The 17,639-nt window shown below is 34.5% G+C and carries 13 protein-coding genes and 2 tRNA genes; 7 read left to right on the top strand and 8 right to left on the bottom strand.

What is annotated here, in order from left to right:
* Positions 1 to 235: 235 nt before the first annotated feature.
* The gene (locus METFODRAFT_RS00880; protein ID WP_007043624.1) at positions 236 to 556 is read left to right on the top strand and encodes a hypothetical protein; all 321 of its coding nucleotides are present in this window, start codon (positions 236 to 238) and stop codon (positions 554 to 556) included.
* Between the two features lie 141 nt (positions 557 to 697).
* Here METFODRAFT_RS00880 and METFODRAFT_RS00875 read toward each other — a convergent pair whose 3' ends face one another.
* The 8 genes from METFODRAFT_RS00875 to METFODRAFT_RS00840 all read right to left on the bottom strand — a co-directional run bounded on the left by METFODRAFT_RS00875 (position 698) and on the right by METFODRAFT_RS00840 (position 9,965).
* Entirely contained in the window at positions 698 to 1,060 is a 363-nt protein-coding gene (locus METFODRAFT_RS00875) for a hypothetical protein (protein ID WP_007043623.1), read from the bottom strand.
* A 115-nt stretch (positions 1,061 to 1,175) separates the two neighbouring features.
* Positions 1,176 to 1,328 (bottom strand): hypothetical protein, encoded by a 153-nt coding sequence (locus METFODRAFT_RS11255; protein ID WP_007043622.1) that lies wholly within the window; start codon positions 1,326 to 1,328, stop codon positions 1,176 to 1,178.
* 266 nt (positions 1,329 to 1,594) lie between these two features.
* On the bottom strand, positions 1,595 to 5,140 hold the full coding sequence (gene smc, locus METFODRAFT_RS00865) for a chromosome segregation protein SMC (RefSeq protein ID WP_007043621.1): 3,546 nt from the start codon (positions 5,138 to 5,140) through the stop codon (positions 1,595 to 1,597).
* Positions 5,141 to 5,197: 57 nt separating this feature from the next.
* Positions 5,198 to 6,307 (bottom strand): Nre family DNA repair protein, encoded by a 1,110-nt coding sequence (locus tag METFODRAFT_RS00860; protein ID WP_007043620.1) that lies wholly within the window; start codon positions 6,305 to 6,307, stop codon positions 5,198 to 5,200.
* A gap of 58 nt (positions 6,308 to 6,365) precedes the next feature.
* Positions 6,366 to 6,440, bottom strand: a tRNA-Glu gene (locus METFODRAFT_RS00855).
* A gap of 20 nt (positions 6,441 to 6,460) precedes the next feature.
* A tRNA-Arg gene (locus METFODRAFT_RS00850) sits at positions 6,461 to 6,535 on the bottom strand.
* Positions 6,536 to 6,691: 156 nt separating this feature from the next.
* Entirely contained in the window at positions 6,692 to 8,989 is a 2,298-nt protein-coding gene (nrdD, locus tag METFODRAFT_RS00845; RefSeq protein WP_007043619.1) for an anaerobic ribonucleoside-triphosphate reductase, read from the bottom strand.
* Between the two features lie 436 nt (positions 8,990 to 9,425).
* Entirely contained in the window at positions 9,426 to 9,965 is a 540-nt protein-coding gene (locus METFODRAFT_RS00840) for a CDP-2,3-bis-(O-geranylgeranyl)-sn-glycerol synthase (protein ID WP_007043618.1), read from the bottom strand.
* A gap of 792 nt (positions 9,966 to 10,757) precedes the next feature.
* On the opposite strand from METFODRAFT_RS00840, the gene METFODRAFT_RS00835 reads away from it, so the two are divergent.
* The 6 genes from METFODRAFT_RS00835 (at position 10,758) to vhuB (ending at position 17,294) form a co-directional block, all read left to right on the top strand.
* Complete coding sequence (locus METFODRAFT_RS00835) at positions 10,758 to 12,737, top strand: CoB--CoM heterodisulfide reductase iron-sulfur subunit A family protein (RefSeq protein ID WP_083820823.1); 1,980 nt, start codon at positions 10,758 to 10,760, stop codon at positions 12,735 to 12,737.
* A 236-nt stretch (positions 12,738 to 12,973) separates the two neighbouring features.
* Positions 12,974 to 13,378 (top strand): F420-non-reducing hydrogenase iron-sulfur subunit VhuD, encoded by a 405-nt coding sequence (gene vhuD, locus METFODRAFT_RS00830; RefSeq protein ID WP_159089907.1) that lies wholly within the window; start codon positions 12,974 to 12,976, stop codon positions 13,376 to 13,378.
* A gap of 143 nt (positions 13,379 to 13,521) precedes the next feature.
* Positions 13,522 to 14,388 carry a F420-non-reducing hydrogenase subunit VhuG gene (gene vhuG, locus METFODRAFT_RS00825; RefSeq protein ID WP_007043615.1) on the top strand — a complete coding sequence of 289 codons (867 nt, stop codon included), beginning with the start codon at positions 13,522 to 13,524 and terminating at the stop codon, positions 14,386 to 14,388.
* A 66-nt stretch (positions 14,389 to 14,454) separates the two neighbouring features.
* Positions 14,455 to 15,711 carry a F420-non-reducing hydrogenase Vhu subunit A gene (gene vhuA / locus METFODRAFT_RS00820; RefSeq protein WP_007043614.1) on the top strand — a complete coding sequence of 419 codons (1,257 nt, stop codon included), beginning with the start codon at positions 14,455 to 14,457 and terminating at the stop codon, positions 15,709 to 15,711.
* A gap of 145 nt (positions 15,712 to 15,856) precedes the next feature.
* A complete protein-coding gene (vhuU, locus tag METFODRAFT_RS11250) occupies positions 15,857 to 15,991 on the top strand; it encodes a F420-non-reducing hydrogenase selenoprotein subunit VhuU (RefSeq protein WP_083820822.1) in 135 nt (44 codons plus the stop codon).
* A 97-nt stretch (positions 15,992 to 16,088) separates the two neighbouring features.
* A complete protein-coding gene (gene vhuB / locus METFODRAFT_RS00815; protein WP_007043613.1) occupies positions 16,089 to 17,294 on the top strand; it encodes a F420-non-reducing hydrogenase associated-polyferredoxin VhuB in 1,206 nt (401 codons plus the stop codon).
* The last annotated feature ends 345 nt before the right edge of the window (positions 17,295 to 17,639 follow it).

The raw sequence follows: 17,639 nt of genomic DNA, 5'->3' as shown, positions 1-17,639 counted from the left end.
CTCTTCACAATCGCTTATAATCTTAAAGTGTTTAGATGAAGTTAATTCAATTAAATAAATATTTAAATTTGTGATGGGAATTACGGTTAAATTGAATAACAATTTTTATATATAATTAATCTTAACAAAAATAATATACAAAAATTATTTTCATATATACCAGTGAATTATTATTAGAAATATTTAATATAATCGATTTATGCAAGGTAGTTGGTTGATTGCAGGGTGGGAATTTATGAACATAGAAAAAATAAGAAAAAACTTGATTATTGGATTTATGTTTTTAGGAATGGGTATTGGAATGCTGTTTAATAACTTTATGTTTGGTTTGTTTGTAGGTTTAGGAATTGGATTTATAATAACTTCATTTATTGAAAAGAAAAAACCTCTAAATATAAATAAAAATCCTAAATATGTAAAGTTATTGGTTGGGATATTTTTCTTAGTTATTGGAATAGCGGAATTAATGGGATATGAAATTCCATGGAGATATATGTCTTCAATAGCTTTACTTCTCATTGGATTGTATTTTATTTTAACTACTTTAGAAAAATAAGCTTACTGACAGTGTGATTACAATAATCCGTTCTTTATTAATTTTTTACTACACTCTTTAATTACTTTATAGAACGATATTCCAGTTTTGTAGCTTAAATATCCGATACGATTAAATAATATTCCCTTAACTTAACTAATCCTACATTACTCTTTTTTGATGATAAGCAATTCCCTTCAACCTCCAAAATCGATTTATCCCTTCTATGCTTTCGCCTGTGATAACAGGCGAGTTACGAAAAACCGTAGGTTTTTCGTTTGACTCTTCTATATTACATCTTTTTAAATATTCGTTTATAATATTCTCGCCTTTCTTTTTATAGTTTGTCGAGACTAAATACATAATCTTTTTCTTTCCTTCCATTAATACTGCAACGATTTTAACCTTTCCAACATCGGGAATATTAACTACTTTCTCGGATATTATGAACTTTTTTCCGTCAATAGTTCTTAAGTTGGTTTTATTTTCGTTGAAGTCCTTTATCTTCTCAATAAGGTTGATCAATTATTATTGAAAATTTAAATTTACAATTGTTTAAAATGTCGGGAAGAATTAACAGCTGAGTATAAAAGCAATTATCGATTTCTGATAGCTTTTGAAGTTTTTTGGTTATGGTTGTTCAATGAATTTCTAAAATCTCTTCGGATATTGCTTTAATCGTCTTTATCCCGATTAAAGTTCTAACCAAGCAGTAATCTACTAAGTTATCCGAATTTGCTATACCTAAAGTATTTAAACTATTATCGAGTAACCCTTTGAGTGTGGATAGCATAGGGTTTATCACCGTTTTTTAATGAAGTATTTAAATCGATACTATTTTATTTTTTTGGTTTTAAAATCGATAATGAGAAATCACACTATCAGTTGTTTAATGTTATCTCTTCCTTCAAATTCCCACCCCTAAAAAATTAAAAAATTTAATTTTGATTTACAATTTAATCCCCACCACTTTACTCAACCCATCCCCACATGAAACTTTTAGAAAAAGTTTCATCAAAAAGGATACATTACCTCGCTTCGCTCGGTAATGTCTCGCAGTTATAGTTTAATACCAACAATCTTACTCAACCCATTCTCCATACAAACTCCATACAAAGTATCTGCCCTACTAACCATTTGCTCCCTATGGGAAATAACGATAAATTGAGTTGTTTTTGATGCGTTCTTAATCATATCTCCAATCAATGCAGCATTTTTTGTATCTAATGCGGCATCAACCTCATCCAATACATAAAATGGGGATGGATTTAGTTCTTGTATTGCAAATAAGAACGCTAAAGCAGTTAATGATTTCTCTCCTCCACTCATAACATCCAAACTCTGCAACTTCTTGCCTTTTGGTGATGCATCTATTAAAAGCCCGCCTTCAAATGGATTCTCTTCATTCTCCAAACTCAACTTTCCAGTTCCGCCAATTTCTTTATATATCTTCTCAAAGTTTTCTGCCACTTTTTCAAACACTTCCATAAATACCTCTTTCTTCCTCTTTTCCACTTCCTCCATTAATTGTAGATATTTTTTCTCATCCCTCTCATATTCTTTCCTCTTCTCAATTAACTCGTTATATCTTTCAAAAACAAAATTATAGTCCTCAATAGCCCTCATATTCACTGGCTCTAATTTTTTAATTTCAGTTTCAAGATTTGCCTGATGCCTTTCAAGTTCATCAATATCCATCATCATCAACTTCTCACTAACCTCCACCTTTTCACAGAGATAGAGTTTTCTCTCCTCTTCCTCCAACTTTGCCTCATATTTTGCCTTATCAACCAATAAATCCCCAATTTTGTTTTCAATTTCTTTAATTTTGTTTAAAAGTTCATTTTTTTGTTTGTAGAGGTTTTTTATCTCATTTTCATACCTTTCCTTTTTCTCATTCAACTCTTTCAAGTTTTTGGTTAATTCTTCATACTTCTCTCTCTTCTTCTTTAAAATTTCTGTATTCTTCTCCATATTTGATTTGTAAAACTCAATATTCTTGCTCAAAATTTCTTTCTTCTCATTCAATTCCTTTATTCTTTCATTTAACTCATTAATTTTTGGTATTAAAACATCTTTAACAAGAGTTAGTCCCTTCTCTATCTCATTTTGCATTTTATTTTTTATTTTGGTTAATTTTTCTATTTCACTATCAATCTCCTTAATCCTTGCAATGTGTTGTTGATTTTCAAAGGATTTGAGTTCATTCAAAATATTCTCTCTTTGGTTTATTAGGTTGTTTATTTTCTTTTCCAAATCCCCTATTTTATAAAGAAGTTCCTCTTTTGATTCGTTTAATTCTTCTAAACTTTCAGAAAGTATTTTATTTTCCAATTCAAGTTCCTTTATTTTTAAATTGTTGTTTTTTATTGTTTCCTCTTTTTTTGATTCATCTTCCATAATAATCTTTAATCTACTCTCCAACTCTGCCTTTCTTGATGAATAATAGGAAATTTTGCTATTTAATTCCTCAATGTTCCTTTTTATCTCCTTTAACTTATCCTCAACCTTCATTATTTCATCGGCAAGTTGCTTTAACTTTGAAAGGTCAACATCAACCTTAATTCTTGATTTTCTCCTTACACTTCCCCCAACCATTGCCCCAGATGGCTCTATAACATCCCCTTCTAATGTGACAAATCTTATTCTTTTGTATTTTTTTGATAATTTCTTTGCAACATCCAAATTTTCAACAATTATTGTATTTCCAAACACATAGTTAAATACATTCCTATATTTCTCATCAAACACTACCAAATCAATTGCTCTCCCAACGACTCCATCATCATAAAGATAATCTGCCTCCCTTCCCTCAATTCTATCCAATGGTAAGAATGTAGCCCTTCCAAGGTTCCTCCTCTTTAAATATTCAATTGCTCTTGCTCCATCCTCCATTCTCTTAACAACAATAAAATTTAACCTATTTCCCGCTGCTATCTCTATTGCAGTTTGATATTCTGGTTTTGTCTTTCCTAGGTTACCAACAATATCAACAACTCCTGGAAGATTGGCATTTAGAATTTCTTTTATTGTTCTGTCTAAATTCATTTCTTCCATTTCTTTTAATGCCTTTATTCTCGCGTTTTCCTTTACATACTCTGAGTGAAGTTCATCCAACTTATTCTGATAAACTTTCTTCTCATCTTCCAATTTCTGCAACACCTTTTTTGAAAATTCAAGTTCAACGGTTGCATCCTCAAGTTCTTTATATAAAGTCCTTGTATCTTCCTTTTTATTTGCTAAGATTTCCAATTCTTTCTTTAATTTTTCAATGGTTTCATTGTTGTTTTTTAATGCGAATGATTTTTTATTTATCTCCCCCTCTATTTTATTCAACTCCTCCCTCAACTTGTAGAGTCCATTTTGGGATTTTGCAATCTCCTCGGATATTTCACTCTCTTTTTTCTTCAATGCCTCTATAATATCCTCACTTTCTTTAATCTTTGATTTTAAATCTTCTCTTTCCCTTTCCAAATTACCTATTTTTTCCTGAATCTCTTTAATCTCTTTTTCTTTTTCCATTATTTCTTTTCTTATATTTACTATCTTATTATGGGTTTCCTTTACTTCATTATTCTTCTCCTCAATGCCTTTTTCTATAGTAGTTAGTTCATTTATAGTCCTATCTAATGTTTTTCTGTCATTTTCTATGCTAATTTCCAATTCCTTTATGGATTTGTGGAGTTCTATAACCTCTTCATTACCCTTCTCTTGCAGTTCATTGATTATGTTATTTAGTTTGTTTTTTAACTCTGTTATTTGGTTGTCGATTTCATCAACGTCCTCTTGAAACTCTTCCTTTAATTCATTTAATTTTTCAATTTCATTTTTTATCTCATCCAATACCATACTTAAAAAACCTATTCTTTTAGATATTAAAGCATATTTTGTCATCTTTAGTTCTTCATTAAATGCAATGTATTTTTCCGCATCTTCCTTCTCTTTCTTTAATTTCTCAAGATTACTTTTTACCTCATTTATTCTGATATCTATTTTTTCAATATATTCCCTTGCCTTTTCCAATTCCGCCTTTGCCTTTTCCTTTTTCTCATCAAACTCCGCAATTCCACTAATCTCATCAATAATCTTCCTCCTCTCTATTGGAGACATGCTTATTATCTTTAACAAATCCCCCTGCAATATGATGTTAGGCCCATCTGGTTTAAGACCAATCTTTCCAATAATATCCAATAGTTCAGATTTCTTTATTCTCTTTCTTTTTTCTTTAGTTGTTATTTTCCCATCTTTTTCCTCAACTTCCTCCCAAATTAAATAATAAGCACTATCTCCATCAAGAGTAACCTTTCTTGAAATCCCTACCTTATCTGAATCAATTGGCAATGTTCTTTCTGTATTGTCAAAGTATAAAGTTACTTCTGAAAATTTCTCCCTCTTCCCATTGTGGTAGGTAATTAATTCATTAAACCGTCCAGCCCTTAAAGTTTTAGCAGATGATTTTCCCAAAACAAAACAAATAGCATCAACAATATTTGATTTTCCACTTCCATTTGGACCCACTATTGCCGTAAATCCCATTGGAATTTTTAATTTTGCATTCTTAAATGATTTGAAGTTTTTTAAATGTAACTCAGATAACACTGCCATAACATTCACCACTGTTTTTATGTGAAAATTTTAACAAAAATAAAGATAAAAACATAACTATTTTATAAAATCATCTAAAAGTTTTTGTGAGGAAATTGTTCCTACTTTTTCCACATTATCTAATTTTTTTGGTCTTTTTCTTAATGCATCCCTAACTGCCTCTCTAATAACCCAAACCCCCAAAGGAACAGAGTATTCCTCATTAACTACTCTCTTTACAATTACTTTTGCCTGTCTTTTCATATCATCCAACTTCTCCAAAACCGCCAATCTACTTGCATAATATGCCCCACCGGTGTTTTTTGCATAAGTTTTCCTCCCCTTAATTTCATAATCAGATACAGTTATTGGTTTATTTGTTGGATTCCAAACGCATCTGTTGTATGTCTCTATCAACTCAAACGCCCATGTTGAGGGAAGGAAATAGATCCTAAATTCATTCCCCAAATAGGATGTTTCGAACATAAGTGGCTCTTCCAATATCCTATATTCCCTAACCTTTTTTATCAGATACTTCCCAATCATGTCATCAACAGACGTTATAGCCCACCTTGTTGGGACAAGTTTTTTCTTTCTTCCCAAAACTCCAGCAGAAAACAACCTTGATGCGTAAATTTCATCAAATTTCTCATATATTTTCAAAACTCCCTCAAAAGAATAATCATCCGCAACTTTATCAACTATCTTTGGTATTTTTGGGTTGTCATAAGTTATTCTCTTCAACTCCCCATAAGGTCCTATTGGTGGCAAGTTATCAACAAAATTTAAAGATAATTTTGGTTTTTTGTAAAATTCCACTTCTGTATCTACCCTTTCTTTACTCATTGCCAACTCCTGCAGTTTTTCAATAACAGTAGTTTTTTTATTCACGTTTGCAGCAATTGAAGGAGAGAGAAGATTGATCCTTATTTTAATAATCTCTGCCAAATTATAACCAAACAAATGCTCAACATCTTTTGGAATATCTGTTATTAGTGGAGAGATTTTAACGTTTGGATATCCCCATCTACCAACAAAAAACGACATATTCTTCCCAAAAAAGTCCATATCAACCTTTGGGAGATTTTCCAATAAATCATTACATTTAAATTTTTTGTTTATTTTTTGGAGTATTGGACAAAAAGGTCTCCCACAATAACCCCTCCCCTTACAGATAACACATCTCAATTTATCCCTCAACTTAATATATTTAAATTTATGGATAAATATGCCTAAAAAATAATGATGCTCCGACCGGGATTTGAACCCGGGTCGCGGGCTCGAAAGGCCCGCATGATTGGCCGGACTACACCATCGGAGCACAAGAAAAGATTTGCATAACGGACCCGGTGGGATTCGAACCCACGACCCCCGGCTTAGAAGGCCGGTGCCCTATCCAGGCTAGGCTACGGGCCCTCATCGCTTTCCGTTGAAGGCATACAATACCATGCACTTTCTCATATATATACTTTTCGTTTCAAACCTTAAAATATTGCAAAAATATATTAATACAAAGATCCAAAAATAAAAAATTTAATGTTCCAAAAATTAAAGGATAAAAAAGATTTTATTTTATTCTTTCCCATCTCCAAATATCTTTACCATCCTCCTATCCTTAACTTCCTGTTGTTTTGCCTTGTTGAAGTTGGAGACGTTTTGCAAGTAACCCGTTATTCTACTGAATTTTGCAATATTCTCATTTCCACAATTTATACATTTATCTCTCAATCCACCCATTGCCATCTTACATTTCTCACAAACACTCAAATTCTTCGTATATGCCCAAAATCCAATATCTGTTTTTGTTATCTTTTTGGTTATATTCATCAAAACTTCTGGGTCTGCTGCACTTTCAACATTCCAAAGATGCATTATATGCCCACCATTGCAAATAGGATGGAATCTCTCCTCTATTCTCAATTTTTCCCCAAGAGTTATTGGAGCATCAACTCTAACGTGGGATGAGTTTGAGTAGTATAGTGAATCAACATCATTCAAGTCCCCATTAACAACAGATTTTGCCTCCTCCCTGTAATACTTCATATCCAGTCTTGCAAACCTTCCTGCCGTTGATTCCGCTGGTGTCTGTGTTACAGTCCATCTTAAACCAGTTTTTTCTTTTAAATCATCCGCATATTCTCTTATATATTTTATAACCCTCTCTCCAAACTTTAAAGCATCTTTTGAGGTATGGAGTTCTTCCCCTAAATGATATCTGAGCATTTCATTTAAACCAACGAATCCAAAGGTTTTTGTTGTGTTTTCATACCTATAATACTGCCCATCTTCAAACTCCTGAGTTAAGAATGGCATAACATTATCCTCATACAATCTCTCCTTTGTAACATCATGCTTAATCAACAATGCATTTTTAACCAACTCCAACTTCTCATGTAGAATTTCAAATAACTTATCATCATCCCCTTTTGCCTCATAAGATACTCTTGGGAGGTTTATTGTATACCATTGCATATTTCCTGTTCTTAACGTATCTATTTCAGCATCTCCAGTCCAATTTCCACTTAATCTGGTTCTACATCCCATCGCATTTGTATTGCTAACTTGCCAATCTGGAAGCATGTTTATAAAGTAAGGAGTTCCGAATTTTGCACACAATTGGTGGATTTTTATCATCAACTCTTCATCTTTAAATGCATTTTCCCTCAATTTGAATATGGTATTTGGAAATAGGAATGGTTTTCCTGTTGCATCCCCCTCCAACATCACATCTACCAATGCCTGGACAATCATCTTTGCCTCTTCCTCATATTCTTCATAAGTCCCTCTTGTGGTTCCCGCAACTACTGCTTCCTTGTCTTTTAAAAATTCTGGAACCTCCAATTCAAGGTTTATACTGCTAAATATTGTCTGACCTCCCCTGGCTACGTACATCTGATTTAATTCATAAACGAACATCTGCATTAATTGCCTTATTTTCTCATAACTCAATCCTCTAACGTATGGAGCAAGCCAGATGTTGAATTCATCTATACTCTGTCCTCCACTCATGTTGGTTTGTGCTGCCATCATCACTTTAGCAGCATGTTGAATAGCAACTTCAGGATGCTTTGCAGGTTTTGAAACACTTGTATGTAACCCGGTTCCATCAACCCTCAAACCATATTTAAAGAACGGTCTTAAATCATGCTGCAAACAAACTGGTCTTATAGCAGCGTATTCCAAATCGTGTAAATGAATATCTCCTCTCATGTGGGCATCCGCTATATACCTTGGAAAAATCTTCATTAAAGCATACTGCTTCATTGTCTCGTCAGCAACCCATTTGTGAATACTCTCTGGGTTGTACATTAAGTTTGCATTCTCTCTTGAACCACTTTTAATTAACTTGGTTATATCGTATATTGGAATACCCAACCTTGTATGTTTATGCCTGAGTTCCTCTAAACCATGCTCAATTAACTTTGCATTTACAATTTCTCTTATCATTGGAGCAGTTAGATATTTTACATTTAATTTTTTTACAATATCTTCTACCTCATCTGCAATTTTTCTTGCTATTTCCACATCTGCCCCAGTTTCTTTTATCAATGCATCCACTATTTTCTGTTTGTTAAATGACTCAAACTGTTTTTCAGATGTCCTTACTTTAAGGCAATTTTCATACCTATAATTACCAGCAACATCCTTATCAATCTCTTTTAATATCTTATATACCAAATTTTTTAATTCTTTGGTTGATATTCCATTGTATATATTGTTGCAAATTTTTTCAATTACCAAATTTATTTTTTCGTACTCGAGTCCTGCATTCATTAGAGATTTCGCCAGTTTATTCACATTGAATTTCTCTTCTATTCCACTCTTTTTTACCACAATTATTTCAGATCTCACAGATTTTGCAGATATCATTCAACCACCACTGAATTTATATAAAACAGATATAACAGTAAAAATTATATTTATGATTATGATATTATTAACAAGGTATATTACAGTGATTATTCGAAATTCGTTAAGTTTTTAATATTTAAATACGATTTCAAAACTCTTTATATACTAATATCAAAGTTAGATTATACTATTAAGCAAAAGTATAAATAATTTGTGATTCTTTTGCTTTTTTAAAAAGGAATATGCCTTATATAAAGTATTTAAAGGCATGTAATAGAGTCTTCTATTAATATGAAAAAATAAAAAAATCCATCAATCTATCGTCACCATAATAATCGTTCTACAATGAAAAACCATCACCTAAATACCAATCTATCCACTTAAACCTCAATTAAATCATTTAAATTGCGGAATATGCAATTAAAATAAACATAAACAAAATCAAAGTTATAAATTACCACCAAACTTTCTTAATTTTAAGTTTATATGCAATGATGTTTGATGTTAAATGAATTATTGGGGTTATTACACATATTGTTATTATCATATTCAATGGAAGTGGTGAAAATGGATACGTGAATAGTATAGCCCCAAAAACAAAATTTAATTGATCCAATATTGGTGCTGGATTACCTTGCTTTATTTCCAATCTCCGCTTTATAAAACTTCCTACCATGTCTCCAAAAAGTGCTCCAGATGATAACAAAAACCCTAAAAAAGCACATTCAAATATATTCGAATAAAATACCATTGGGGTATTAATTATTTTTAAATTTAATATAACTCCTTGCAAAATTGCCGCGATAGTTCCACATAATATTCCAGAAAAAGTTCCCCTAAATGTTACACCGTTTCCTATCAACCTTCTACCATCTATAAAATTCCTTCCCAAATCCAGAGGAGTTCCTCCCCCAAATATGCACGCAGTAGCATTTGCGATATATGCCGGCAGAATATACCAAAAAGATGAAAAAACCAATCCAACAATATCCATACAATCCCTCTCACATTTTGTTTTCTTTAAATTCCCATTTTTATGATAACTTTGTAAAAATACTAAATATTGTATATGCGTAATATTAAGTATAGCCATTAATAAATCTTGTGGAATTTTATTTAATTCTAATGCGTAATATAAAATTTTATTTTTCTAAACCAAAAATAACAATAAATTTAAATATATGGATTAATTGTCCTATTAAAAATTAAATAAGGGGGAGGGGACAAAAAAATAAATTCTGGGGAAGGAGGTTTTGAGTAAATTCTTTTAGGGGGTATGAGGGGGTGGGAATGGGATTCTAGAGGCATGCCTCTAGCACGGTGTTATCAGCAGTGAGGTGGGGGGATATTCCCACTGCTATCCCACACCGTGCCATTATATCCATTAATATTTCTAATATATAAAATTTGCGATCAAACAACCTTGATTTAAATTAAAATTTTTTTAAAATTGATTTAAAAGTTTATTTTCGCGTTATAAAATTAGCCCATTTATCGTTCTTTCGGAAATTATTGCCAAATAACGAAAATTAAATAACTATTTGATAAACTTCAAAATTATCTAGGTTTAATTTTAATATTTAATTTTTATATCTATTGAACGAGAGAAAATTCAAAATTTAAAAATATTTTAGAGAGATTCACAAAACATCTAATCAACAAATAAAATAAGAAGTTCCAAATATACATAATAACCCTTATTAAAAAATTTAAGGATATATATTTTTATAATAAGGTGAGTGAATTTATAGAGTGTATATGTCCATTTATCCATGGAGGTGAATTCATGAGTAGCCCCAGAGTTGGGGTATTTGTCTGCTACTGTGGTGCCAACATTAATGGTGTGGTGGATTGTGAGGCGGTAAAGGATTTTGCCGCCAAACTTGATGGAGTAGTTGTTGCAAAGACCTATCCATTCATGTGTGCAGATCCAGGTCAAAACCTCATTAAAGAGGCTATAAAGGAATACAACTTGGATAGGGTAGTAGTTGCAGCATGTACTCCAAAAATCCACGAGCCAACATTTAGAACTTGCCTCGCAGAAGCAGGCATGTCCTCATACTACTTGGAGTTCGTAAATATTAGAGAGCACGATTCATTCGTGCACATGAATGATAGAGAAGCAGCAACCAAAAAAGCAATGGAATTGGTTGCCGCTGGTGTAGAAAGAGCAAAAAGATTGGAAGATGTTCCACAAAAGACAGTTGAAGTTGATAAGAGTTGTTTGATTATAGGGGCAGGTATTGCTGGAATTCAGGCAGCCCTTGACTTGGGCGACCAAGGATACAAAGTTTATCTTGTAGAGAAAGATCCGTCAATTGGAGGAAGGATGGCTCAACTTGCAAAGACCTTCCCAACTGACGACTGTGCTCTGTGAATTTTGGCTCCTAAGATGGTTACAGTTGCAAACCACCCTAATGTTGAACTCATAACATACGCTGAAGTTAAAGACATCCAAGGATACATCGGTAACTTTGAAGTTACCGTTGAGAAAAAACCAAGATACGTTGATGAAAACGTATGTACCGGATGTGGAGCATGTGCCGCAGTTTGTCCAATTGAAGTGCCTAACGAATTCGACTTGGGGTTGGGTACAAGAAAAGCAATCTATGTACCATTCCCACAAGCAGTGCCATTAGTCTATACAATAGACAAAGAACATTGTATTGACTGTGGTTTGTGTGAAAAAGTTTGTGGTCCTGGGGCTATAAGATACGACCAAAAACCAGAGGAAATCAAACTTAAAGTTGGTACAATTATTAACGCGATTGGATATGATGAGTTTGATGCAACACTCAAAGAAGAATATGGATACGGAGTTTACGACAACGTTATAACAACCCTCGAATTAGAGAGGATGATTAACCCAGCAGGACCAACAGGAGGACATGAAATAAGACCAAGCGACGGTAAGCATCCACACAGAACAGTATTTATTCAGTGTGTAGGTTCAAGAGATGCGAAAGTAGGGAACCCTTACTGTTCAAGAATCTGCTGTATGTTCGCATTAAAAAACGCTCAATTGATGAAACAACACGACCCAAGTGCAGAAGTTTACATCTGCTACATGGACATCAGATCATTCGGTAAAGGATACGAGGAATACTACAGAAGAGCACAAGAGCAATTCGGTGTCAAATTCATAAGAGGAAGACCAGCATGCATCATAGAAGATCCAAAAACAAAGAACTTGATTGTAAGAGTTGAAGATACATTGTTGGGAGAAATCCTTGAAATTGAAGCAGATTTAGTTGTATTATCCTGTGGATTGGTTGCAAGAGGAGACACAAAGAAACTTGCAAAGATGCTTGGAATCGATGTTGGTCCAGATGGATTCTACAAGGAATTGCACCCAAAACTTGCACCAGTTAACACAAAAGTTGATGGGGTAGCAATTGCAGGGGTTGCTCAAGGACCTAAAGACATTCCAGATACAGTTGCTCAAGCAAAAGGTGCAGCAAGTGCAGTGGCAATTCCAATGGCACAGGGAGCATTCAAAATTGAGATGATAAGGGCAACAGTAAATGAAGAAGTTTGTGGTGGATGTAAGGTTTGTGCTCTAATGTGTCCATACAACGCTATAACCTATGTTGAGAAGGATGGGCACTTAGTTGCAGAGGTTAACGACATTGCATGTAAGGGATGCGGTGCATGTGCAGGAGCATGTCCAAGTGGTGCAATGCAGTTGAGATACTACAGAGATGAGCAAATTATCGCTGCTATTGATGGAATGCTTGAAGCACACAAAATGCTTGAAGAACAATAAACTAATAATTAAGGAACGCGGCACGTGCTCCATATATGCGGAATTTCAATAAAATTTCAATTAATAAACTTACATTACTTAAAATCAAATAAATCAAATACGAGTTCAACATTAGGGTGGTAAGATTATAACAGATGAGGCGTCATCCGAAGCCATTTGGCAGGGTGGCGCTGATGGGGGCTATGTAGCCCTTAAGGAAAATATTATTTCTTTAAAAAATAAAAAAAGGGATTATTATGAGCGAACCTGTAATTGTAGCATTCGTTTGCTATCAATGAGGATACGGTGCAGCAGATTTAGCAGGAACAAGTAGAATGCAATACCCTGCAGGCGTCAGAACTATAAGAATACCATGCACGGGTAAATTTGATATTACCTATGCATTAAGGGCTTTCCAAAAAGGGGCTGACGCCGTATTTGTTGCAGGGTGAAAACCACACGAGTGTGCATTCGAGAGTGGAAACTTCAAGGCCGAAGAGAGGGTTAGGTTCACTAAAAAATTATTGGATGAATTAGGAATTGGTGGAGAAAGAATAGAAATGTACTTCATGTCTGCAGCAGAGGCTGATAAATTCGTCGCTGCTGTAAATGAAATGACAGAGAGAGTTAAAAAATTAGGGCCTAACCCTCTCAAAGCCTAAAAAGGCCAAAAAGGGATGAGTTCCACAGGGAACCGATAAGGACCTGTGGAACAACCGCCCCTAAAGTGAGGGGTTATGGCCTTTTTATTGTGCTACCTTCTTTTTATCAAAATTTAAAATTTTAAATTCCCAAAGGTGATGAAATGGCAGATAAAGTCAAGGTAGCAATGATTCAATTGTGTGGCTGTTCTGGATGCCATATTTCATTGCTTGATTTGCACAATAAACTATTAGAAGTTCTTCCAAACTTGGAGATTGTCTTTGCTCCAATCGTTGCAGACCCAAAGGAAATTCCTGATGGAATTGATATTGCATTATTAGAGGGTGGAGTTAGAAACGAGCACGATGAGCATCTTGTCCATGAATTTAGAGAGAAAGCAAAAATTGTAATTGCATGGGGTAGTTGTGCTGCCTTTGGTGGTATTCCTGGTTTAGGAAACTTATATACAAAAGAAGAACTTATAAACTATACTTATTCAACAGAATCAACAGACAATCCTGGAACAACTCCATCAGAGGAGATTCCACCATTGGAAGATTATGTAAAACCAATCTCAGATATTGTAAAAGTTGATTACATTATCCCAGGATGTCCGCCAACACCAGATATGATTGCAAGTGCAATTATTGCGTTATTGAATGGAGAAGAGCCAAAGTTCTCCACAAAAACCGTATGTGATGAATGTCCAAGAAAGAAAGAAAACGTATTCCCAAAGAAATTCAAAAGAACTTACGAAGGAAAACCAGACCCAGAAAGATGTTTATTCGAGCAAGGTTATCCATGCTTAGGTTTTGCAACGAGGGCAGGATGTGGAGCAAAGTGTCCAAAAGCAGGTGTTCCATGTAGAGGTTGCTATGGAAAAACAGATGCTGTATTGGACCAAGGAGCAGCGGCGGCAAACACATTTGCAAACGCTGGAGAGGCTGCATTAGAAATTCCGGACAAAGTTGCATTGTTAAATAGATTCAGTTTACCTGCTGCTTTAATTTCCAAGAAAATAAAAAAATAAACACATAATCAAACATAAAATTAGGGGTATAAAATAACAATAAATCAAATTAAGGATGGTGACCCTATGGGTAAGGTCGTAATTGAACCTTTAACCCGTCTCGAAGGACACGGAAAAGTAACAATTACATTAGATGAAAATGGTAAGCCAAAGGATGTAAAATTGCATATAACTGCTTTGAGAGGATTTGAGCAGTTCGTTGTTGGAAGACCAGCAGAAGAGGTTCCAAGAATTGTTCCAAGAATTTGTGGGATTTGTCAGACGGCACACCACTTAGCGAGTGTTAAGGCTGTTGATGCTGCATGGGGCGTTGAAATCCCAAGTGCAGCAAAGAAAGTTAGAGAATTAATGCACTTAGGAAATATGATACACAGCCATGCGTTGCACTTCTACTTCCTTGCTGCACCTGACTTTGTGGTTGGGCCTGATGCAGATCCTGCAATAAGAAACGTTATTGGAGTTATTGACAAGGCTCCAGAGGTTGCTAAGAAGGCAATCGCATTGAGGAAGTTTGGGCAGGCGTTGGTTGAAGCGACTGGTGGAAAAGCAATTCACCCAATAACAGGAATTCCAGGAGGGGTTTCAAAGGTATTCAGTGAAGAGGAGAGAGATACATTCTTAAAAGAAATTGACACAATGATTGAGTATGCAAAAGATGGAGTTGAATTAATAAAATCCATCAACGAACAATTCATGGAACAAATAAAAACACTCGGTGTAATTGATACATGGTACTTAGGTTTAGTAAAAGACGGAAAACATGAATTCTACGATGGAACATTGAGGTTCCTCTCACCAGATGGAAAAGAAAAAATGGATTTCCAGCCAAGTGAATACTTGGATTACATTGGGGAGCATGTTGTATCCCACAGTTATGTAAAATACCCATACAACAAAAAAGTTGGCTACCCAGAAGGACTTTATAGAGTTGGACCATTGGCAATGCTTAATGTATGTGACAGCATGGAAACTCCAATGGCAGAAGAGGCAAGAAAAGAATTCATAGATACATTTGGATTCCCAGTAAATCAGTCACTTGCTTACAACCATGCAAGATTAATTGAAATTTTAGCAGCATGTGAAAGAGTCAAAGAATTGTTGGACGATAATGAAATTACTTCAGAAGATGTTAAAGCAGAAGTTGAACCAAAAGCAGGAAATGGAGTCGGAGTTGTATATGCTCCAAGAGGTGTCTTAATCCACAACTACGAAACAGATGACAATGGAATTGTTGTTAAGGCAAACATGATTGTTGCTACAACACACAACGTTCCAACAATGGAAAAAGCAATTCAGCAGGCAGCAGAAATCGTGCTTAAATAATCTCAGAGTATCCCTAAAGCATTCTATCCACAGATGCAGATTTTAAAAGGTTGCAGAGAGATTAGGGGTATTATCCTTAAATAACCTCAGGAGGATAAAACCCCTACTAATAAAACAAATTTTAGCAACCTCTGGGGTGATATAGATGGTAGATGAGAAAAAATTAAACCTATTAGAAATGGTTTTGAGAGCATATGACCCTTGATACTCATGTGCAGCACACATAATAGTTAAAGATGAAAAAGGAAATGTAATTTTAGAGGTAGTTAAGGAAGAATAACCCCACCAACCGAACCCTACATTGGGAGGTTGTGGGGAAACCCCTTCTATGCGGAAGGGGACCTATTTTTAACATTAAAAATTTTCTTAAAAATTAAATGGGGGTTTCACTCTTGGGCGGTATAGAAATTCAGGAGAAAGCATGCCTTCTATGTAATGCATGCAAAGAAGTATGCCCCACAAAGGCTATTGAGATAGCACCGTTTATCACCTGTGAAATTTGTAAGTCATGCGTGGAAGTTTGTCCTACTGGTGCATTATCTGATAAAGATGATAGAATAACCTACAACCCAACAAAATGTATTAAATGTGGGGCATGTGCAAAGGCATGTCCAACAGGAATTAAGAAGGTTGATGATGAATTCCCATACTCAAAGGGACATTGCGTATTGTGTGAAAAATGTGTTGAGGTCTGTCCAATAGAAATCATCTCAATTCCAGGAAAAATTGAGAAACCAAAGAAAGAAATTGTCATTCCACAAGAGCCAATTGCAGTTACTGACGATTGTGTTGCATGTGGTGTCTGTGTAGATGTCTGTCCAGTAAATGCATTGGAAGTTAAAGATGGCAAAGCAGTAGTTGATGAAGAAAAATGTATCTACTGCGGAATTTGTGCTCAAACATGTCCATGGAATGCAATATTTGTTGCAGGAAAATTACCAAACAAAAGAAAGAAAACCATCAAAACATTCACACTTGATGCAGAGAAATGTATTGGATGTGCAAAGTGTGTTGATATTTGTCCAGGAAACATGATAAAATATGATGCAGAGAACTTAATTGTAAAACTTCCAAAGGCGTGTCCAGCATGTGGTTTATGTGAAGGTGTTTGTCCAGTAGATGCAATAACCTTAGAGGTTGAGTACGAAGAACCAAAACCAGTAAGTGAAGAAGGGCTTGTGTGGGTTGAGGAAAACTGTAACTACTGCGGTTCATGTGCAATGAAGTGTCCAACAAGTGCTATAAAAGTAATTAACAAGAGAGGAATGGAACTTCCAACAAAGAGGAAGACAGAGGAAAAAGAGAAGTTCAGAATGTGTGTGAGATGTGGAGCATGTACAATGGCATGTCCAACAGGAGCATTGAAGTTAGGTAAAGTAACCCACAACGGAAAAGAATACAACAGAATCGAATTCAGCCCATCCCTTTGTGATAAATGTGGAAAGTGTGTTGAAGTTTGTCCATATAACGTGTTGGAGTTGACTGATAACGAAGAAATGCCATTAAAAGGATTCTGCGTAATGTGCTTGAAGTGTGTTGAGGCATGTGAGAAGATTAAGAGAAACGCACTTGTTGTTAAATAATTATAAAGACACAATCCAAGAGGATGCTGAGCGTAGCGAAGTATGATTGTGTGCGTTTAATGTGGTTATTACCCCCATAAAATCTAGTTTTGTAGTCAAACTCATATATTCAAATCAGTTATGGTTTAAATAACCATTAAAAAATTCGCACACAACCATATCCTATTCGGTTTGGATGCAACCTTTTTAAAGGTTGCAGAGGAATGCACTTATTGTTAAATAAATAAATTTTAGTTAAATTTTTGAGGGGCAACCCGATGACTTATTCTAATAACCAAATTAGATAACCTAATACCATAAGTATTATAATTTCCTTAAATCTTCATCTATTATTGAAATAAACAA

It is taken from the genome of Methanotorris formicicus Mc-S-70, from assembly GCF_000243455.1.
GTDB lineage: Archaea > AGJL01 > Methanococci > Methanococcales > Methanococcaceae > Methanotorris > Methanotorris formicicus.
Note: the sequence above shows the minus strand (reverse complement) of the source record. Positions and strands in the feature narration are given on the sequence as shown.

What these genes read in the sequence shown, in the direction of transcription:
- METFODRAFT_RS00880 (WP_007043624.1), top strand. Translation starts at nt 236, where the DNA reads ATGAACATAGAAAAAATAAGAAAAAACTTGATTATTGGATTTATGTTT.
- METFODRAFT_RS11255 (WP_007043622.1), bottom strand. Translation starts at nt 1,328, where the DNA reads ATGCTATCCACACTCAAAGGGTTACTCGATAATAGTTTAAATACTTTA.
- smc (WP_007043621.1), bottom strand. Translation starts at nt 5,140, where the DNA reads ATGGCAGTGTTATCTGAGTTACATTTAAAAAACTTCAAATCATTTAAG.
- nrdD (WP_007043619.1), bottom strand. Translation starts at nt 8,989, where the DNA reads ATGATATCTGCAAAATCTGTGAGATCTGAAATAATTGTGGTAAAAAAG.
- METFODRAFT_RS00840 (WP_007043618.1), bottom strand. Translation starts at nt 9,965, where the DNA reads ATGGATATTGTTGGATTGGTTTTTTCATCTTTTTGGTATATTCTGCCG.
- vhuG (WP_007043615.1), top strand. Translation starts at nt 13,522, where the DNA reads ATGGCAGATAAAGTCAAGGTAGCAATGATTCAATTGTGTGGCTGTTCT.
- vhuA (WP_007043614.1), top strand. Translation starts at nt 14,455, where the DNA reads ATGGGTAAGGTCGTAATTGAACCTTTAACCCGTCTCGAAGGACACGGA.
- vhuB (WP_007043613.1), top strand. Translation starts at nt 16,089, where the DNA reads ATGGGGGTTTCACTCTTGGGCGGTATAGAAATTCAGGAGAAAGCATGC.